Below are 19,072 nucleotides of genomic sequence, written 5' to 3'. Positions count from 1 at the left end.
AGGTAGGCGAGGTCACCCTCGCGCGCGCGCCACCAGGTGGCCGAACGCGCCCAGGTAAGGCTCCAGCGTGGTCACCGGCTGACCGTCACGCTCGACCGAGATGGTGAGCTCGCTTGAGGTGCCCGCAGTGAGGTCGCCGTTGAGGGAGACGGTGTATCCGTCGACCTCGTCGGTGGTCTGCGCCTCGGTCTCGACAGGGGTGAAGTCGCCCGCGACCTCGATTGCGCGGGTGAGAGTGATGCCTTCGGCTTCCTCGCCCGCGGGTGTGAAGTCGGCGTACACGCGGTAGGTGCCCGCCTCGTCCCAGGTCCACGGCACCGACCAGGTGCCTGTGCTCGTGTCGAGTTCGGGGTGCACGTGCTGGAAACCGGCGCCGTCGGTGCGCACGGCGATCAGATGCAGGTCCTTCTCGTGCGCGGTGGTGTACTCGGTCACCGGTTCGCCGGACTCGTCGAGGATCTGGAAGCTCAGGTCTCCATCCTCGCCTGCGGCCGTGGGGGCCTGGACCGGAGAGAGCACGAAGCCGTCCGCGCTTGCGGAGACCCCGTTCAGAGCGGGCTCCGCGGTTTCCTGCGCGCCGTCGCCGTGCCCTTCACCGTGTGCGTTCACGTTACTTCCTTCTGCCCATGCTTTGCTGCGAAGCTATCGGGAATGACGGCGCCGGCGAGGCCGAAGGCCCCGCCGAACGCCACCACCAACCCGGCCCCGTAGAGCGCGAGCCGTCCTCCGGCCTTCATCAGACGCGCACCGCCGAGTAGCCGGCCTCCTCGACCGCCGCGAGGACCTTGGCGTCGTCGATCTCACCCTCGGCGGTGACGTTGAGCTTGCCGGTCTGCGCGCTGACTTGGATGTCCTGGACGCCGGGGATCTCGCTGACCTCCTCGCGGATCGACATCTCGCAGTGGCCGCAGGTCATGCCCGTCACCTGGTAATCGTTCGAAGCCATCAGGTATCCTCCTTGTATGTCGGTAGTACCCCTACCGGGTACGTGTACAAGTCAACGCTATACCCCTGTCAGGTATTCCGCAAGGAGGGAGGCGATCGTGTGAGCGCATCGCGCAAGTGCTGCAAACGATGGTTGGAGCGTCCGAGGTGTGCCTTGTGGTGCACCGATGCTTTGCGGGGCGATCCGCTGGGTTTTGTCGATGCGCGTCGGAGAGTAGTGACCCCTCGGCTCATCAGAACCGTGGACTGCCTTGCCGCATCGACGAAGGCGGCGAAGACTGGTACGAAACCGACTCCCGCCCCACAGCGATCATGCGCTATTGCTGTTGGTTCGGAACTGGCGAGCTCGTCCGGCTCCACAGGCGTTCGAGATTAGTGAGCGGATCAGACAAGAGCCAGCAAGAGTGCGCGGCCACGCCAGAGGCGACGAGGCACTCCTGTGATGCACATTGGCGTAGCCCGCTGGTCGCCCAGACGCTTGCCGTCCACCGGCCTGTCGGCCCGGTGGTTTACGACTGCCTCAACATCTTGTTCATTAGGTCGGGCTCGGCAATCATGTTCAGCGAGTTCGGTCGTCAGCCGGTCAGCGTGGGCGATGCGATCCTTCTCGGCCCGAACGTATTGTTCAGTCGTGAGCCCGAGTGCCAAGTGTCGGTGACGTCGATCCGTGTCGATACCGATTTCGCTCTCGATCAGTTCTTCTGGCGGCACTCTGCGGTCTTTGCACGATCGGCTTGACGCCCCCGGTTTCGCGGAGAAGATCTACTCTGAACCAGCGCAGATCCTGCGACTCGGCAGAGATCGGGCCGGGATGGTTGTGCCGTGGATTGATGAGATGGTCGCGCTCAGCGTTGAGAGACGGTTCCGAGAGAGATTCAACCGACTCCAGGCACTCTGGTTCGCTGTCATGGATGTGCTCGGACCATTCATCCGGGTCTCGCCTGCGAGGCTGACACCATTGCAGCGTGCACGCGCGCGTCCAGTGCCGCCGCGCAGTCGCAGGTTAGCCCCTCTCCGTCCGGAGGCGCCGCTGGCACGGGAGGCACTGCATGAAAACGTCGCCTATAGGTGGACACTCCACGAGCTGTCCGAGAGGGTGCGGCTCTCCCCGCAGCAATTGACCCGTGTGTTCGTCGATGCCTTCGGGAAGACCCCGATCGCGTATCTGACGATGCTTCGCGTGCAGGAGATGGCCAGGCCGCTGCGCGAGTCCGATCTTTCTGTCGCAGCAGTAGGTCGTTGCGTCGGCTGGTCCAGCCGTTCACGGGCGACGGAGGCATTCATCGAGCACGTCGGGCTCAGCCCGAGTCGCTACCGCTCCATGCGCCCGGTTGTCGCGGATAGATAGCGACAGAGTCGTCCGGGAAATCATCACTTCGTCCGGCGTCCGACCGGACTCAGCCGCTTCCAGCCCTACGCAGGCTCTGAGGCTGATACGCCAGTAGGTCCACGTCAGGTGCCGCCCGTGTCCTGACGGCCAACCTACCGACTGTTCCGTTCGCTGACCGTCTGACTCGCCGGAAGCTCCTGGCTCACCTCGCTGGTGCAAGGCCAGCCGCGACCTCGCGGCTGGCCTGCCGAGAGGAGGCCGACGATGGCGACGAGGGAGGAAGCCCGCCAACAGCGGGAAGCGAAGCTCGACGAGCTCCACGAGAAGCTCACCGGTGCCGTCGAACGGCTGGTCACCGGTGAGGACTGGGCCGATGCGATGCGGTTCGCTGCCCGGTTCCGGTCGCGGAGCTTCAACAACGTCTGCCTGATCTGGGAGCGAGACCAGGCCGCATTCGAGGCCGGCGGGGTGCCCGAACCGTTCCCCACCCTGGTCGCGGGATACAAGCAGTGGCAGCAGCTGGGCCGACAGGTCGAGAAGGGCCAGGCCGGGTATCAGATCCTCGCCCCGGTCACTGGCAGGTTCGCCTCGACGAACCCGGCCGATCCGGACTCCTGGCGGCGTCTGAACCGGGGTGAGAAGCCGAAGCCCGGTGAGGTCGTGCGCTCCCGCATGGTCGGCGTGCGCCCGGCCTACGTCTGGGACGCCTCCCAGACCAGCGGCGATCCGATCCCCGAACGGCCAGCGCCACGGTCGCTCGCTGGCGAAGCCCCCGAAGGTCTGCGCGAGGGTCTGGCGGAGCAGGTCACGGCGGAGGGGTTCGAGCCGCTGTGGGTGCCGCACGAGGGCATGATCGGCGGCGCGAACGGGCTGACGAACTACTCGACCCGGCAAGTCGCCGTGCGCACGAACATGGACGACGCCGCGCAGGTGAAGACTCTCGCCCACGAGCTCGGGCATGTGCTGATGCATGGGCCGGACCAGGAGGAGGCGCGGCGAGCATCGCGGGATCGGTGAGGTCGAGGCCGAATCGGTGGCGCTGATGATCGGCGCCGCCCACGGCATGGACACCACGGGCTACACGATCCCGTACGTGGCCGGGTGGGCGGCGAACGTCGACGGGAAGAACCCGGTCGAGGTCGTGCAGGCCGCCGGTGAGCGCATCCGCAAGACCGCGCTCAGCATCCTCGACGGCCTCGACACGAACCAGGTGCCCGACGGCACACCGCCCGGGCTGGAACGCGACGGCCCGGCCCCGAAGAGCCCACGGCAGGACACGCCCGGTCGGCAAGTGGCGCCGTTGCCGGCGCCGGAGCGGGCCGCTGCGGTCGTGTTGGGGCGGGGGCTGTGATGTCCGAGAGCAGGTTTACTCGGGCGGTCCGGCAGATGGATGCGTCCTGGCCGCTGGGGCGGGCCGCGATGGTGTTCGCGCAGTCCGGGGTGCCGGTGTTCCCGTGCGCGCCGGAGGGCAAGCGACCGATCACCCGACGCGGCTTCCACGACGCCACCACCGACCCGGCGCAGGTGGAGGCCTGGTGGCGCAGGTTCCCGGCGGCGAACATCGGCATGCCCACCGGCCGAGCCTCGGGCGTCTCCGTGGTGGATGTCGATGTGCACGGCGTCAACGGCTTCGACGCGATCCGCGCCGCGCGGCGGGAGGGGCTGGTGCATGGCTGGGAGACGATGGTGCGCTCACCGACCGGCGGCCTGCACATCTACTTCCCGGCCGCCGACAGTGAACAGCCGTCGTGGCAGGCCGGCCGTGCCGGGGTGGATTTCCGTGGGGATCGCGGCTACATCATCGTCCCGCCCTCGCGCCGCCAGATCGACGGCGAGAGCGTGCTCTACCGCCCCACCTCGTTCGCCCCCACCGACGGGCGGGCGCTGGATGCGCGCGCCTGCGGGAGTTTCTCACCCCGCCCCGGCCCCGCCCGAAGACCGGCCCGATCTCGGATGCAGGGGCGATGGTGGATGCGGGTCGGATGGCGTCCTGGCTGAGCGGGCAGTCCACGGATCGCAATCTCAAGCTGTTCTGGGCCGCCTGCCGCCTCGCCGAGGGCAATGTGCCGGTCTCCGAGGCGCTGGATGCGTTTGCGAGCGTGGAGCGACCGGATTTCGGGCGCGGGAGATCACTCGCACCGTCGAGTCCGCCTACCGCACCATCACCACCGGTGTCGGCACCTCGACCCGGGCCGAGTCCGTGCCGGAGAGATTCGGGCCGGTGCCGGCTGCGACGCGGGCGGGCCGGGGGCTGTGATGGGCGGGCTGTCGGGGCGGCGATGGGCGGTGGTCGCGGCCGCGTCGGGGACGGTGCTGATCGGCGGCGGCGCGTTCTGGCTGAGCTTCGTCGCTCTGGCCGATCTCGCGGTGCGCTCGGGCATCACCAGGAACCAGGCGTGGATCTGGCCGCTCTTGGTGGACGGGCTGATCGTGGTCGCGACCGTCGCGGTCGTCGCCCTCGACGGGCATCGGGCGGCCTGGTACCCGTGGGTGCTTGCTGATCGCCGGGGCGCTGATGTCGGTGAGCGCGAACGCCGCGCACGCCCTCGTCGCCGCTGACGCCTCCGTGCCGGGCCTGCTCGCGGCCATCGTCGCCGCGGTCCCGCCGCTCGTCTTGCTGGCCTCCACGCATCTGACGACGGTCCTGACCCGCTCCACCAGAACCCCGGTCCCCACGCCGATCACCCCCACCCCGGAGTCAGGATCGGCGCTGGAGGTCTCCGAGACCGCTGGCGCGCAGGCACAGGCCGCACCGCTCCTTCTGCCGGAGCTTCCCGAGCGGCCACGTTCGGCCACGGGCATCGCGGTAGCGACACCGCCGGCCCCGGCCGCCAAGGTGCTGGGCGAGCAGACAGAGCCTGACCGATCGGATGTGCCCGTGCTGGAGGCGGTGGCCGAAACCCCATCGGCTGAGCCCGACCCGCCAACGTTGGCAGGTGCTGGGCGGCGGGAACGGGCGGCAGTGCTGCGGGGGCGGGGCTGGTCGAACAAGGCGATCGCGCGCGAACTCGGCGTGCACGCCTCGACCGTCGGCCGCTGGTTCCCCCGCACCGATCCCGCGCCCGCCGCAGACCAGGAGACCTCGGCAGTGCCCGAGCACCACAACGAATCAGATGAGGAGAAGGAGCAGAAATCATGAACCCCTACGAGCAGAACAACCCCGGCAGGCAGGACACGCCCCCGCCGGAGACGACCCGCCCTGACCGGGCGGAGACACCGGGTGCTCCGGAGGCGATCCAAGCCGCCGACGTCACCCGCACAACCGGTGCCAAGACTGAGACTGCGGATGTTGATCCGGCACTGCGCAAGGCGCGCGGGGTTGACTGGGTACGCACCTCGGACCTGATGGCGAGAGGCACCGGGCAGATCTCACGCCTGGCGATCGACTTCGAGGCGAACCTCGCACACAAGGCCCACGACGGCCTCGCCCGCGGCGTCACGCGCCTGGGTGCAAAGGAGCGTGAGTCGCCCCCGATCTCGGCGTTCGGCCGCAGTACGAGCCGTGACGGGGCCGGGCGCGGCCCGGTCGGAATGAACTGAGGTGACCGGCCATGACCACGACCATGCCCGGCGCCGAACGCCGAGCACCAGGTGTCGGAGAAGGCGAGTGCACCTGCCTGCCAGGAGGTGCCGAACCCATGACGACCACGACTCACACAGGTTCCCCGCGGCGGGGGCCTGAGAACTACACGACCAGCGCCGGGTCGCGTGCCCTGCTGGCCCGGCTCCACGCGGCCGGGCCCGGGGCATGGGCGCGGGACCCGGTCGCCGGCGAGCTGATGCAGTATGCGGCGCAGAAGTACGCCGCGCTGGCGCGCAAGCACTCGTTGGACCCGTGGGAGGCCGCCAGCGCCGCGTTCGATGTGATGCGCACCCGCTCCGCCCGGGAGGCGATCGACCCGTGGGGCGTGGTCACGCACGCGGTGCGGATCACCTGCATCGCCGAGGAGCGCGCCCAGGGGCCGCTGTGCTCGACCCATCAGGCCCGCCGCCCGCACATCTCCGCGTTCCACGACGCCGAGCGAATCTCCGACAGGGAGACGCCGCTGTCGGAGTATCACCCCGCGTTCCAGGTCACCGACCCCGAACCCGATCCCGACGGCACCGGAGACGCCGGAGACGGTGACGGTGGCGGTGGTGGTGTGGTGGGGGTGGCGATGTCGGCGTCGTCGGCGGCTGAGGACGCGATCGCGCTGGTGACGATGCTCGGCTGGGAGCCCGCGACCGCGCGGGCGTCGGTGGAGCACATCTGCGGGGCGCTGGCGAAGGCCGGGGCGCGGCATACCGCGTTCGAGACCCTGCGACGTGACCAGCACGCCCGCGCGCCGCTGGATCTGCCGGGCCGGTCCTGGACCGGGTCGCTCAAGGCGCCGCTGGGCAACCCGCACCCGGCGCTGGCGGCGACCAGCGCGGGCCGCGGGGTGCTCGCTGCGGGCCGCTGATCGGCGAGACGATCCCGATGCTCGCTGCGCGATGACGATCTCGTGCTCACCATCTGCCTGGCCGCCCCACGACAGGCCCGGAAGTAACCGGGGACCACGAAGAGAGGACTGAGAGGGGTGAGTGGTGATGAGTATCGAACTGCAACGCACCGTGGAGTCGATTCAGGTCGGTGCCCGTCATCGCGCCGACCTCGGCGATATCCAGGCTCTGGCTGACTCGATCCGCGAGCACGGCCTGTTGCAACCGATCACGGTCACCCCCGAAGGGGTGCTGGTGTGCGGGCGACGCCGGCTGGGAGCGATCCGGTCGCTGCACTGGCGCACGGTCAGCGTGTGGGTGCGATCGGGTGTCTCGACCCGGTTGGGGCATCTGCTGGCCGAGCAGGACGAGAATGCGCACCGCAAGCCGCTCAACCAGCTGGAGGCCGCCGCCCTGTACCGCGAGCTCAAGCGGCTCATGACCGAGGACGCCCAGCGCCGCGATGTCGTAACCCGCTTCTCGGCGGAGAATCAGCCCGGTGCTGACGGGGGTGCCAAATTGGCACCCCCGTCAGGGGGTGTCGGTGGGAGGAGCCGCGCGCAGGCCGCGCGGATGGTCACCGGCCGCGCCTCGTACACGACGCTGGAGAAGATCTCGGCGATCCAGGCCATGGCCGAGAACCCCGAGAATCCCGAGGCGCGCGAGCAGGCGACGACGGAGCTGGCGGGGATCGAGGCCGGCGGGCCGGTCGACCCCGCCTATCAGCGCCTGCGCGGCCAGGTCGAGCAAGCGGACGCCTCTCGCCAGGCGTCGCTGCGCGCGATGGCCCAAGAGGCCGTCGCCCGTGTCACCGCCGCTGGACGCACCAAGCCCCGCACGCACACCTCGGCCCGGCCGGCGGTGGTGCCGGGGCGGTGGCCGGTGACGGCGTTCGTGCAGACCTGGACCTCCCTGGCGGAATGGTGGACCCACTACGACGTGGACGAGCTCGCCCGCGACCTCACCGAGGAGCAGGCCGGCATCTTCCTCGACGTCGCCGACGGCACCAGCGCCTTCGCCGCCCGCCTGCGCATCTCCCTCGACACCACCGGCCACGACGTCGAGACGACAACCGAGGAGCCCCGCACCGACGAGGACACCGGCCCCGGCGCTGATGCCGAATCAGGCGAGAGCGTCTCTCGGCGACATCTGCGTGCTCTGTGACCGGGTGCGTGCACCTGGGCGGCATGAAGACTTTCGCTGACTCCCGCCCGCGCACCCGCCTGATCGTCCTGCTCGCCGCCGGCCTGGTGATCGTGCTCCTGGCCGGCATCGGGATCTACGGCCTGATCCTCGGCCCCGACACCAGCCCACCCCACGACCGTGACCCCGAGCCGGGCGCGTCGTCGAGTCCGGTCGAGTCCGGCACGCCACGGCCGGGGCGGATCGCTGCGGTGGTCGGGTCCGGGGACCCGGAGGAGTTCGCCCGCAACGTCGCGACGGCGGTGTTCGCCTGGGATACCGGGTCGGGGCTGATGCCGCTGGACTACACGAGCGTGCTGATGGAGGTCGCCGACCCGACCGGCACCGAGCAGGCCGGCCTCGCCTCCGATATCGCCGCCTATCTGCCCACGCGGGAGGCATGGGTCGAGCTGCGCCAGTACGCCACCACCCAGCACCTGGAGATCACCGATGCGTTCGTGCCCGGAGCGTGGGCGACCGCGCAGGAGCAGGCGCGCCGGGGCGACTGGTGGAGGGGACGACGGCGATCACGATCGAAGGCGTCCGCCACCGTGCCGGGGTGTTGAACGACGAACCCGTCGACTCCGCGCACGAGGTGGCGTTCACCGTGTTCGTGGTCTGCGAGCCCGCCTACGACACCTGTCATCTGCCGCGGCTGTCCGAGCTGGACAACCCCCTGCGCTGACCCGAGAGGTCTGGGGAGAAAGGAGGGGCGTGGTGCTCAAGAAGCTCGCTATCGGACTGCTCGCACTGGCGCTGGTAGCACCGTTCCTGTCGATGGTCGGGATCGGGTCGCTGATGAACCCCGCCGCGACCTGGGCCTGCACCGTGCCCGGCGGCGGACTGCAAGTCGGCGAGGTGCCCGACGAGCTCGCCGTCGAAACGCGCGATGGGGAGTCGTTCACGCTGAACAAGAAGCAACTCACGCACGCGGCCACGATCATCGAGACCGGCTCCGGCGTCGAGGGCGTGAACCGTGACGGACTCCAGATCGCGCTGATGGCCGCACTGACCGAGTCGACCCTGCGGCGGCTGTCGAACACGAGCGTCTACCCGGAGTCAGCGGACTACCCGAACGATGGCGATGGCAGCGACAACGACAGCCTGGGGTTGTTCCAGATGCGCCCGCAGGCCGGGTGGGGGTCGGTCCCAGAGCTGATGGCCCCCGAGTATCAGGCGCGAGCGTTCTTCGGCGGCCCGGACGGCCCGAACCATCCCTCGCCGCGCGGGCGCGCTGGACATCCCCGGCTGGCAAGACATGGGCAAAGGCGAGGCCGCCCAAGCCGTGGAGGTCTCGGCGTTCCCCGACCGGTACGAGAACTACAGCCCCGTCGCCGTCACGATCCTCGACACCCTCCTCGGCACCACAGGCACGAACGTCGAAACTGACCCTGGTGTGGTGCCTGCTGTGGCCGGGGCGGCGGAGTCTTCGCGGGTGGTGTTCCCTCTGCCCGAGGGCACGTGGACGGCGACCGACCCGTACGGGCCGCGCACCCACCCGATCACCGGGGAGCAGTCCTTCCACACCGGCGGCGACTTCGCCGCCCCGGACGGCACGCCCATCCTCGCCGCCGCCGACGGCACGGTCACCGTCGCCGAGTACACCGATGCGTGGGGCGGGAAGGTCGTCATCGAACATCAGGTCGGCGGCGAGCAGGTCGCCACCGGGTACATCCATTCCTGGGCCGACGGCATCCACGTCGAGGCCGGCGATAGGGTGCGGGCCGGGCGAAGACATCGCCGACGTCGGCTCCTCGGGCCAGTCCACCGGCCCGCACCTGCACCTTGAGGTCTATGTCGGGGGCACCGGCGGTGAGCACACCGACCCCGCCGCCTGGCTGAACGCCCACGACGCCGCGGACCTGCCCGAGGCCGAGACCGGCCCACCGGCCGGCGACTGCGACCCCGACAGCAATGGGCCTGGTGGGGAGCCTGACCCTGCCCCGGCCGGTGACCCGGATGAGCTGGTCGACGACCCGACCAGTAACGGGCAGATCACCCGCCGCACCCTGCACCTGTATCAGCAGACGATCGCGGCGTTCCCCGAGACGACCTGGTCGTGCTACTCGCCACGGCCGGGCACGGTCTCGGAGCACCCGCTGGGTCGGGCCTGCGATATCGCGTTCGGCAACGCCATCGGGCAGATGCCCACGCCCGCGCAGATCGAGGCGGGCTGGGAAGTCACGAACTGGATGAAAGACCACGCCGAGACCCTCGGAGTCGACTACCTCATCTGGCAGGACAAGATCTGGTCCCTCGCCCGTGACGACGAGGGCTGGCGCGACTACACGCGCGGCACCGATATCACCACGAGGCATCAAGACCACCTCCACGTCACCCTCGCCGATTCGGGTGGTGGGGCCTGATGGACGTGTTCCCCGATTTCGAGGGCCTGGGCGGCATCGGCGACCTGGAAGAGGTCATCGGCGCCCTGTTGACGTTCGTGCTCATCATCGCGGTGCTGATGCTCATTATTTCCGGCATCGTCTGGGCGATCGCGTCTGCGTCCGGGAACTACGCCGCCGCCGGCAAGGCCCGCACCGGCGTGCTCGTCGCCCTCGGGGCGGCGATCCTCGCCGGCGCCGGGGTCACGTGGATGAACTGGTTGATCGGCATCGGCCAACAACTCTGAACCCCTGCGCTGAAGCCGCTGCGCCCGCCCCCGGTCTTGTGGGGGCGGGCGCTGCTGCGTGTCTGGCGGGGTCGGGTGCACCTGGTCGAGAGAACACCTCTGTCTCATCTGTCGAAGGAGCGCCCTGCCATGACCATCACGACCCTCGCCACCTGGACCCTCGCCCGCTTGGCGATGCTCCCGATGCAGATCGACATCGACCCCAACGACTCGGGGTCGCCCGGCATCGACCAGCCGCGCACCATCGTCGGTGCCGTCATGACCGTCGGCCTCATCCTGTCCGTCCTCGCGCTGATCGTCTCGGCGATCGTGTGGGGCTTCGGCTCCAACTCCAGCAACCCCCACCTGGCCGGCCGCGGCAAGATCGGCGTCTTGATCTCCTGCGGTGCGGCGGTGATCTGCGGTGCCGCGGTCACGCTGATCAATTTCTTCTGGGGCGTCGGCCAGGCCGTCTGAACCCGCCTATCTGTGTGAGGGAGGTCTGTGATGGCGCTGTGCGATGTTCCCGTCATCTCCACGGTCTGCGACTCCGCCGGTGAAGCGGCCGCGTCGCTGATCGCCGCCCCGTTCGACTGGTTCGCGCAGGCCGTCGGCGGGGCGGCGGGCTGGCTGATCGAGGCCATGTGGACAGTGTTTGACACGACCACGCTGGTCGACGTCACCCAAGAGGGGTACGTGTCGGTGTACAACCTGCTGTTCGGGATCGGCGTGTTCATCGTGCTGATCTTCTTCTGCTTCCAGCTCATCCTCGGCCTGATCCGCCGCGACCCCACCGCGCTGTCCCGCGCCGCCCTCGGGGCCGGCAAGGCCGTGCTCGGCTCCTTCGTGGTCATCACCCTGGCCGCGCTCGCGCTGGAGATCACCGACCAGTTGACCATCGGGATCATCCAAGCCGCCGGCGAGACCACGGCCACGATGGGCGACAAGATCATCCTGCTGGCCGCCGGACTGACCGCCATCAACATCTCCGCCCCCGGTGTCGGGGCGATCGTGACGATCTTCCTCGGCGGGCTCATGGTCGCCGCGGTCGCGATCGTGTGGTTCTCGCTGCTGATCCGCAAGGCTCTGCGCTGATCGCGATCGTGCTCGCCCCGCTCGCGTTCGCTGGTGCGGCGTGGGATGCCACCCGCGGGTGGATCGGGAAGTGGGCGGCGTTCGTACTCGCCCTCATCATCTCCAAGCTGGTGCTCGTGGTGGTGTTCCTCATCGCGATCACCCAGATGGCAACCCCCATCGAGGCGGACCTGACGGCGATCACCGAGCCAATCACCGGCATCGTCATGCTCGCGATCGCCGCCTTCGCCCCCTACATGGTCTACCGGGTCATCGCGTTCCTCGGCTTCGACCTCTACAACACCATGGGATCGGAACAAGAAGCCAAGAACGCCATGAACCGACCCGTCCCGGTGCCCGGCACACCGCAAGGCGAAGGCCCGAAGAAGATCCTCGACACCAACGGCAACGGCGGCGGAGGAGGTGGGGGCGGGGGTGACGAACCGCCCCCACCCGGAGGCGGAAACCCACCCGGCGGTGGCGGCGGCGGTGGGGGCACGCCGCCACCACCAGGCGGCGGAGCAGATGCCGGAGCAGGTGCGGGCGGTGCGGGCGCCGGCGGTTCGGCGGCCGGTGCGGGAGCCGCCGCGGGACCGGTCGCGGCGGTGGTCATCGGCGCGGAGGTCGCGAAGAAGGCCGCGACGGCCGGCCCCGAGGCCGGCAAGCAGATCGGCGCCCAGGCCGAGGCCGCCACCGACGGCGCCAACCAGAACACCGGCAACACCAACACCAGCGGGAACGGTGAGAGCGGTGGGAGTGGGCCGGGCGCGCAGGCACCGCCGCGCGAGACCCCGCGACCGAACCTGCCGACCGGCCCGAAGCCCGACGACGGGCCCAGTAAGCCGCCGACCGGTGGGAAGGAGTGATCCTCGTGAGCAACAAGCACAGCGCCGAAGAAGCGCGTACGGGCACCGACCTGGTGCCGGTGAAATTCAGCAGATTGACTCGCCGCGGCATCTTGCTGGGATTGTCCGCGACCCAGCTGGCGACCCTCGCCGTCGGAGTGCTGTCCCTGGTGGGCGCGTTCTACGCCGGCGGGATGCTCATCGCCTACACCGCCCCGATCTGGGTGTCCTCGATCGTGCTGACCTGGATGCCCGTCGCCGGGCGCCCGGTCGTGGAATGGGTGCCCGTGGCCGCCTGGTGGCTGTGGCGGACCACCGGCGGACAGTTGGCCTACCGGCGCCGCATCGTCGCTCCGAGGCCGGCGGGCACGCTCGCGGCGCCCGGTGACATGGCGCGGCCGCGCGCGAGCACGTCGACCCGCAGAGCGGGGCGGGCATGATCCACGACCCTCACCAGGCGACGCTGACGGTGGTGTGCGAGATCCGCCATCCCGCGTTCGTGCTCCTCGATCCCGGCGAGCAGGCCCGCCGGGTCTCCTCCTGGGGGCGGGTGCTGGCCAGCGTCTGCCGGTCCGGGCGGATCGCGACCGTGCAGGTGCTGGAGCGCACCCTGCCGGACTCGGGCACGGGCCTGGCCGAATGGTGGGCCGCCCACGGCGACCAGGACGACTCCTTCGCATCGAGGACGTATGCCGAGCTGATCGAGCGCGCCGGGCCCGCCGGGGAGCGTCACGCCACCACGATCAGCCTCAGCCTGGATATGAAGACGGCGGCCCGGCAGATCCGGACCGCCGGCGGCGGGTCGCGGGGCGCGGCCGCGGTGTCGCGCCAGGAGATGAGCACACTGACCGCGGCGCCGCGCTCGGCGGACCTGACCCCTGCCGGGTGGCTGAGCCCGGGGCAGATCGCCGTGATCCTGCGCGGCGCCTACGACCCGGCCGTCGCCGCGACCCTGGAGCGGCACGGGGAGATCGGCCAGTCGCTGGCCACCGCCGGCCCGGTCGCGGTGACCGAGACCTGGACGAGGTCGCGCACCGATACCGGCTACCACGTCGTGCTCTGGATCAGCGAGTGGCCCCGCTCGATGGTGTATCCGGGGTTCCTCGCCCCGCTGGTGCTCTCCTCAGGGATCGGGCGATCCCTGTCGCTGCTCTACACCCCGCCGCACCGATCAGGTCGCCCGTGACATCCGCAAGAAGAAGGTCGAGCACATCTCCGATGCCGCGCGCGCCGCCGGATCGGACAGATCGAGGACGCCGCCCAGACCGCCGAATACACCGACGTGCTCCAGCAGGAAGCTGACCTCACCGCCGGGCACGGCGTGCTTGCGCGTGACCGGTCTGGTCGCCGTCTCGGCGCCCACCATCGAGGAACTGGACGCCGCGGTCGCCGCGGTCGAGCAGGCCGCCATCCAGGCCTCCTGCGAAACCCGCCGCCTCGTCGGCCAGCAGGCCGCCGCGTTCACAGCCGCGGCCTTGCCCCTGACCCGGCCCGTATGAGCCGGCTCAGTTGTCCTTCGGGGGCTTCTCCTGTGCTAGGAGTTGGGAGAAGTGCGCGTCGTTTGGGGCGATATCTGGTCGGAGCCAGTGCATGACCTGATACGTGTTGTTCACCAACATGAAGCCGTCCGACGCCATCGCACCGGCGGAGAAGACAACCTGATCATCTCCGAGCGCGTCCAGCAATTCGGCGTTGTCATCGCCATGGACGAGGTCACCGTAGAGGAACATACGTGCGATCTCGTTGTCCCAGGCATTGACACGAACCCCGGCCGCTTCTGGGTCGATCGGGGCCTGCATAATCCGCATTCGGCGAGGCGGGTACTGCGCCCAGTTCTCACGCAACTGTGTCAAATGCTCAGAGACATTGGTGGCGTCCGCCGGCCGAAAGTACTCCAACGCGGCAAGAACCGTTACCCATGCGAGCCGGTCGCCCTTCTTCGTGAGCGTGAGTGGACGGATCAGTGTGAGTGCGTAAGCCACCTGCTCTTTGGGAGGAATGACCTGGCGAATGCCTGCCAGAGACGACTGGCCTGTGGCTTGATCGACAACGAAGTTCATGTGCGGCTGTTGCCCCAGGTTCATCGCATCGTCACGACGTGCGAGCTCGCACGAGAAGAGCTCTTCCGCTCGGCGTTTGAACAGTCGCAGGGTCTGAGTGTGCCTCGCTGCGAGCTGATCGCTGGCCCTATCCTCACCGCTCATGTGCTCCTCCGGCTGGTTCGTGCTCTGAATGCGTACCTCTCGATCACCACAGTCAAGGGGAGGAACCGTGCCTACATTCTACGATCCCGTCGCCGACGCCGAGGAGGCATCGCAGGCGCCGCGCGGCCTGGCGCACGCCAGCCGCGACTTCACCCACCCCGAGGACGCCTACGGGGTGATTGGGGACCTGCTGGCCGGGGTGCGCTCGATGCAGCAGTCGATCCAGCGACTCGCCACCCGCCACGCCCGCCATGACGGGCGCGCCTTCGACGATGCCGGAGACCCCGCCGCCGGTATCCGTGATGCCCGCCTGGCCGCCGGGGAGCTCTCCGAGGCCGCCGCCGCCCTGGACCGTGTCGAGGAGGGGCTTAACCGTGCCTCGCAGGTCGCCGGTCGCATCGCCTGGCACCCCGCCCCGCCCGCACCCGCCGAGACGGAGATGACCAGGGTTCAGGGGCCGGTGTCGCGGTGGGTGAACATCGTCTTCCTCCAGGGCGGTGAAGCCGATGCGGTGCTGTGGCTGATCGACTGTGACGGCCCGGACGCCGCGATCGAGCACCTGGCCGGCTTCGACTACGGCGAGGAGACCACGGACGCGGCCATGCTCAACGGCTACGTCTACGACACCCCACCGATCGGGGCGCTGGACAAGGAAGCACGCACGGGAGAGTACACGCTGACCTACAACCCGGACCTCGGCCACGTCGCCCTCTACCGCCACCACCAGATCGCGCCCGAGGACAGCCTCGACACCGACACCCCCGCACCGACCATGGACCCCGACATGGGCAGTGCCGGCGGTGCCGCCTCGGCCGGGACTGCGATGGGCGCGGCGGGTGTCGCCGCTGCGGCGCTCTCTGATCGCGGGGTACGCGCCACCGGACGAGAAGCGGGCAGTGCCGCCGGGCGTGGGCCGGTGAGCGAGGGGTCCTGGTTCGAGCATCCGGGCGTCGCGGCGGTCAAGCGTGACCGCGGCCTCGGCCTCTGACCCGACTACCTCCCGTGGTGCCGCCGCCCTGTGGGGTCGGCGGCACCGGCATGTCCGTGACCGGGCGGGTGGGGTGCACCTGCACCACATCCCCGTCGTTCTCGTGCCTGGGAGGCCATCATGTCCGCCGTCTACTATCCCGCCGCGTTCGCCACCGAGGCCGCCCGCAACCTGCGCCACCTCGCCGCGGACAGTGAACTGCAGGCCACGGGTCCCGGCACCGCCACACTGCTGGGCGACCTGCGCGATGCGGCCACGGCGATGCGGGAGGCGATCGACCGGATCGCCGTCGCCCACACCCTCCCCGGCGCCCCGGCCCTCGCACGGGATACCGGGTCGCAGATCGGTGACGAGCTCCATCAGGCCGGCACCGCACTGGAGGAGACCACGACCCGCCTGACCGGTGCCGTCACCGCCATCGAACACCCCACCACCGTTCCGAAGCACACGACGCGGCGTTCCCTGCGCGCGGGGAGGCAGGCGCGGGTCGCGCGACCGGCAGGGTCGTGGTTCGACCCGCACCCCGCCGGGTCCAGCAGAGGTCAGGGGCGGGGGTTGGGACTGTGAGCGAGAAGGAACGCCTACATACCTCCGTGCTGGTCGCCCCGGCCACCGAGCGGCGACGGCGCGCAAGCGACGCCGCCAGGCCGCGGCCCGGTTGCAGGCCGAGCGGCGTCGCCGCGAGGTCGCGGAAGCGAAAGCCAAGGCCGAGGTCGAGCGGGCCGAGCGCAAGGCCACTCGGTATTTGCCCGCCGCCGGGGAGCCCGGCAAGCAAACGTTGCGGACGCCGGGCCGGTTCCGGTCGCCCCGCCACCAGGACACCTCCGCGACCCTGTCGGCCCAGTACCCGTTCCTCGCCGAGGGCGGCCTGGGCTCGGCGGGCGTGTTCGTCGGCCAGGACCTCTACTCCGGGGGCTCGTTCGTCTACGACCCGTGGGTGCTGTATCAGACCGGGGTCATCACCGCCCCGAACGTCGTGGTCGCAGGGATCGTCGGCGCCGGCAAATCCTCCCTCGCCAAGAGCCTGTACACGCGCGACCTGCCGTTCGGGCGGCGGGTCTACGTTCCCGGTGACCCGAAAGGCGAGCACACTGAGATCGCCCGCGCCGTCGGCGGGCGGGCGATCCAGCTCGGCCACGGCCTGCCCACCCGCCTCAACCCCCTCGACGAGGGCTACCGCCCCTCCGGGCTCAGCGATGCGGAGTGGGAGACGACGGTCGCCTCCCGCCGCCGCGACCTGATCGGCGCGCTCACCGAGACCGTGCTGGCCAGGCCCATGTCGCCGCTGGAGCACACCGCGATCGACACCGCCCTCGCCGAAACGGTACGGGAGAACGAGGTGCCGATCCTGCCGATGATCGTCGACCACCTCCTGTCTCCCTCCCACGACCCTGACGGGCGGCTGGCCGAGGACGGCCGCATGGTCGGACACGCGCTGCGACGACTGGTGGCTGGGGACCTCTCCGGCCTGTTCGACGGCCCGTCGACGGAGGTGTTCGACCCGACCCTGCCGATGGTGTCCCTGGACCTGTCGCGAGTCACCGAGAACTCCACGCTGGTGTCGGTGTTGATGACGTGCTCCAGCGCGTGGATGGAATCGGCGCCGCTGGACCCGAACGGCGGGCGCCGCTGGTGCATCTACGACGAAGCCTGGCGCCTCATGTCCGAACCCGCGTTGCTCAAGCGCATGGATGCGCACTGGCGGCTGGCGAGGGCGTACGGGATCAGCAACATGCTCATCTTCCACAAGCTCACCGACCTGGAAAACGTCGGCGACCAGGGCTCGGCCATGCGCTCGCTCGCGAACTCCCTGCTCGCCAATGCGGAGTCCCGCATCATCTACCGGCAGGAATCCGACCAGCTGGGCACGACCGCGAAGACCCTTGGACTGACCGGCACCGAGCGCGAGCTGCTGCCGACGCTGGGCACCGGACAAGGGCTGTGGCGGATCAAGGAACGCTCCTTCGTCGTCCAGCACCAGCTCCACCCGGCCGAGTACGAGCTCTTCGACACCACCAGCCGCATGTCCGATCCCGGAAAAAACCAACCCCGCGTAGGGTAAGAATCCGCGTGATTCCGCGGATCTCCAGACGTTCTGACCTTGACTGTGGGGTCGCATGTTCGTTACAGATGCAACCGTACGAGCGATCGGATCGATCTTTGTCGAAGCGGTCGTGGAGGGCATGAGCGCTCCCTGTGCTCATCGCTTGTGAGCTTGCACGAGAGTGCGGGACGTAGCGCTCCAAGCAGTGGTGGCGAGGACCGCGCCGAGAATGCCGATACCGACGAGGACGAGAGCCACGGCGGGAAGGCCGATAGCGGCGCCGAGAACACCGGCGAGGGGGTACGTGATGAGGAAGCAGGCGTGGGACAGGGAGAACTGCGCGGCGAACACCGCGGCCCGATTCTCTTCCGTGCCGCCTCGCCGCAGCGGCCTGGCGGAGGGGGTGAGGATCGTGGAGGTTGCCGCCCCCATCAGCGCCCACACGCTCAGCGGCCCGACCCACTGGGGCGTGCCATCGGTCCAGGCGAGCACCCCGGCTCCGGCCAGGAGAAGGACGGGCAGGGCGATGCCGCCGGTGAGCATGACTCGCCGGTCCGAGACGGCTTCCAAGAGCTTGGGCATGGTCAGGGCCACGATCATGGAGCCGCCTCCGTAGGCGGCGAGCAGGAGCGCAGCATCGGACTGGGTGCGGCCCAGATCGCCCAGGACGAGGACAGTGGTGTTGACGATCACCATCGCCGTGGTCGTCGCCACGACGAGGTTCAGCGCCATCAGGCCCTGCGGCTCCCGGCTGGCCCAGAACGCACGGGCGCCGCGGGTGAGGCGATCGAAGAACGGCGCCGGAGCGGGAGCCTCGAAGCGAGGAAAGCGGGAGACAAGCACCAGGGTCGCAGAGGCAAGGAACCCGACCACGGTGCCAGCGAAGAGATTGTGGAAGCTGACGACCGTCAGTAAGGCGGCGGCGAGCATCGGGCTCACCAGCGACTCCAAGTCGTAGGCGAGCCGCGACAGCGACAGGGCACGTGTGTACTGTCCCTCGTCCGGGAGCACGGACGGGATCACGGCCTGAAACGCGGGCGTGAACGTCGCCGATGCGGACTGCAACAGGAAGATCAGCACATAGATCTGCCACACCTCGGTCACGAACGGCGCCGAGAGCGCGACCCCAGCCCGGATGAGATCGGTCCCGATGAGTAGTGGCTTTCTCTTGAGACGGGTGGTGAGTGCCGTCGTGAGGGGGGAGACGGCGACGTAGGCCACCATCTTGATCGTCATCGCCACACCCATCACCACGCCGGCGTCGCCGCCGGCGATTTCGAAGGCGAGCAGTCCGAGCGCGACGGTGAGCAGGCCCGTGCCCAGCGGCGCGATGACCTGCGCGCTGAACAGTTTCGCGTAGGTGGGATTGCGCAGGACAGCAAGCATGA

The 19,072-nt window shown here is 69.5% G+C and carries 19 protein-coding genes and 6 pseudogenes; 19 read left to right on the top strand and 6 right to left on the bottom strand.

What is annotated here, in order from left to right:
- Nucleotides 1-12: 12 nt before the first annotated feature.
- From WKH84_RS22825 to WKH84_RS22815, 3 genes are all read right to left on the bottom strand, one after another.
- Nucleotides 13-435 (bottom strand): hypothetical protein, encoded by a 423-nt coding sequence (locus tag WKH84_RS22825; RefSeq protein WP_341855214.1) that lies wholly within the window; start codon nt 433-435, stop codon nt 13-15.
- Nucleotides 436-605: 170 nt separating this feature from the next.
- A complete protein-coding gene (locus WKH84_RS22820) occupies nt 606-737 on the bottom strand; it encodes a hypothetical protein (protein ID WP_341855213.1) in 132 nt (43 codons plus the stop codon).
- Nucleotides 737-946, bottom strand: coding sequence for a heavy metal-associated domain-containing protein (locus WKH84_RS22815; protein WP_006213359.1), 210 nt, complete (start codon nt 944-946; stop codon nt 737-739). The genes WKH84_RS22820 and WKH84_RS22815 overlap by 1 nt, the downstream gene beginning before the upstream one ends.
- Before the next feature lie 554 nt (nt 947-1,500).
- On the opposite strand from WKH84_RS22815, the gene WKH84_RS22810 reads away from it, so the two are divergent.
- The 15 genes and pseudogenes from WKH84_RS22810 (at nt 1,501) to WKH84_RS22740 (ending at nt 13,634) form a co-directional block, all read left to right on the top strand.
- Nucleotides 1,501-1,683, top strand: coding sequence for a hypothetical protein (locus WKH84_RS22810; protein ID WP_341855212.1), 183 nt, complete (start codon nt 1,501-1,503; stop codon nt 1,681-1,683).
- 73 nt (nt 1,684-1,756) lie between these two features.
- Nucleotides 1,757-2,293, top strand: a complete 537-nt coding sequence (locus WKH84_RS22805; protein ID WP_341855211.1) for a helix-turn-helix transcriptional regulator — start codon at nt 1,757-1,759, stop codon at nt 2,291-2,293.
- A gap of 246 nt (nt 2,294-2,539) precedes the next feature.
- A pseudogene (locus tag WKH84_RS22800) lies at nt 2,540-3,626 on the top strand (ArdC-like ssDNA-binding domain-containing protein).
- 35 nt (nt 3,627-3,661) lie between these two features.
- Entirely contained in the window at nt 3,662-4,273 is a 612-nt protein-coding gene (locus tag WKH84_RS22795) for a bifunctional DNA primase/polymerase (RefSeq protein WP_341855210.1), read from the top strand.
- A 258-nt stretch (nt 4,274-4,531) separates the two neighbouring features.
- Nucleotides 4,532-5,414, top strand: a pseudogene (locus WKH84_RS22790) (DUF2637 domain-containing protein).
- Nucleotides 5,411-5,815 carry a hypothetical protein gene (locus WKH84_RS22785; protein ID WP_341855209.1) on the top strand — a complete coding sequence of 135 codons (405 nt, stop codon included), beginning with the start codon at nt 5,411-5,413 and terminating at the stop codon, nt 5,813-5,815. Before WKH84_RS22790 ends, WKH84_RS22785 begins: the two are co-directional and overlap by 4 nt.
- 98 nt (nt 5,816-5,913) lie before the next feature.
- Nucleotides 5,914-6,717, top strand: coding sequence for a hypothetical protein (locus WKH84_RS22780; RefSeq protein ID WP_341855208.1), 804 nt, complete (start codon nt 5,914-5,916; stop codon nt 6,715-6,717).
- A 127-nt stretch (nt 6,718-6,844) separates the two neighbouring features.
- Nucleotides 6,845-7,900, top strand: coding sequence for a ParB N-terminal domain-containing protein (locus WKH84_RS22775; protein WP_341855207.1), 1,056 nt, complete (start codon nt 6,845-6,847; stop codon nt 7,898-7,900).
- Between the two features lie 23 nt (nt 7,901-7,923).
- Nucleotides 7,924-8,603 (top strand): annotated as a pseudogene (locus WKH84_RS22770) (hypothetical protein).
- A 32-nt stretch (nt 8,604-8,635) separates the two neighbouring features.
- Nucleotides 8,636-10,284 (top strand): annotated as a pseudogene (locus WKH84_RS22765) (M23 family metallopeptidase).
- Nucleotides 10,284-10,550 carry a DUF6112 family protein gene (locus WKH84_RS22760; protein ID WP_006213369.1) on the top strand — a complete coding sequence of 89 codons (267 nt, stop codon included), beginning with the start codon at nt 10,284-10,286 and terminating at the stop codon, nt 10,548-10,550. The pseudogene WKH84_RS22765 and the gene WKH84_RS22760 overlap by 1 nt, the downstream one beginning before the upstream one ends.
- A gap of 129 nt (nt 10,551-10,679) precedes the next feature.
- A complete protein-coding gene (locus WKH84_RS22755) occupies nt 10,680-11,006 on the top strand; it encodes a DUF6112 family protein (protein WP_341855206.1) in 327 nt (108 codons plus the stop codon).
- 30 nt (nt 11,007-11,036) lie between these two features.
- Nucleotides 11,037-12,469 (top strand): annotated as a pseudogene (locus WKH84_RS22750) (conjugal transfer protein TrbL).
- Nucleotides 12,470-12,474: 5 nt separating this feature from the next.
- On the top strand, nt 12,475-12,888 hold the full coding sequence (locus WKH84_RS22745) for an SCO6880 family protein (protein WP_341855205.1): 414 nt from the start codon (nt 12,475-12,477) through the stop codon (nt 12,886-12,888).
- Complete coding sequence (locus WKH84_RS22740) at nt 12,885-13,634, top strand: SCO6880 family protein (protein ID WP_341855204.1); 750 nt, start codon at nt 12,885-12,887, stop codon at nt 13,632-13,634. The genes WKH84_RS22745 and WKH84_RS22740 overlap by 4 nt, the downstream gene beginning before the upstream one ends.
- On the opposite strand, the gene WKH84_RS22735 is transcribed toward WKH84_RS22740, so the two are convergent.
- Nucleotides 13,620-13,766 carry a hypothetical protein gene (locus tag WKH84_RS22735; RefSeq protein ID WP_341855203.1) on the bottom strand — a complete coding sequence of 49 codons (147 nt, stop codon included), beginning with the start codon at nt 13,764-13,766 and terminating at the stop codon, nt 13,620-13,622. The two genes, WKH84_RS22740 and WKH84_RS22735, sit on opposite strands and share 15 nt — an antisense overlap.
- 13 nt (nt 13,767-13,779) lie before the next feature.
- On the opposite strand from WKH84_RS22735, the gene WKH84_RS22730 reads away from it, so the two are divergent.
- The gene (locus tag WKH84_RS22730) at nt 13,780-13,947 is read left to right on the top strand and encodes a hypothetical protein (protein ID WP_341855202.1); all 168 of its coding nucleotides are present in this window, start codon (nt 13,780-13,782) and stop codon (nt 13,945-13,947) included.
- A 6-nt stretch (nt 13,948-13,953) separates the two neighbouring features.
- Here WKH84_RS22730 and WKH84_RS22725 read toward each other — a convergent pair whose 3' ends face one another.
- On the bottom strand, nt 13,954-14,652 hold the full coding sequence (locus tag WKH84_RS22725; protein ID WP_341855201.1) for a hypothetical protein: 699 nt from the start codon (nt 14,650-14,652) through the stop codon (nt 13,954-13,956).
- A gap of 67 nt (nt 14,653-14,719) precedes the next feature.
- Between WKH84_RS22725 and WKH84_RS22720 the strand changes: the two genes are divergently transcribed.
- The 3 genes and pseudogenes from WKH84_RS22720 (at nt 14,720) to WKH84_RS22710 (ending at nt 17,702) form a co-directional block, all read left to right on the top strand.
- Nucleotides 14,720-15,640: a hypothetical protein gene (locus tag WKH84_RS22720; protein WP_341855200.1), complete on the top strand. Its 921-nt coding sequence runs from the start codon at nt 14,720-14,722 to the stop codon at nt 15,638-15,640.
- Nucleotides 15,641-15,760: 120 nt separating this feature from the next.
- A complete protein-coding gene (locus WKH84_RS22715) occupies nt 15,761-16,207 on the top strand; it encodes a hypothetical protein (protein ID WP_341855199.1) in 447 nt (148 codons plus the stop codon).
- Nucleotides 16,204-17,702, top strand: a pseudogene (locus tag WKH84_RS22710) (ATP-binding protein). Before WKH84_RS22715 ends, WKH84_RS22710 begins: the two are co-directional and overlap by 4 nt.
- Before the next feature lie 138 nt (nt 17,703-17,840).
- On the opposite strand, the gene WKH84_RS22705 reads toward WKH84_RS22710, so the two are convergent.
- Nucleotides 17,841-19,070, bottom strand: coding sequence for an MFS transporter (locus WKH84_RS22705; RefSeq protein WP_341855198.1), 1,230 nt, complete (start codon nt 19,068-19,070; stop codon nt 17,841-17,843).
- Nucleotides 19,071-19,072 lie beyond the last annotated feature (2 nt).

The sequence above is a fragment of the Brachybacterium sp. GPGPB12 genome, from assembly GCF_038396325.1.
Lineage (GTDB): Bacteria > Actinomycetota > Actinomycetes > Actinomycetales > Dermabacteraceae > Brachybacterium > Brachybacterium conglomeratum.
This window is presented reverse-complemented; position numbering and strand designations above follow the sequence as displayed.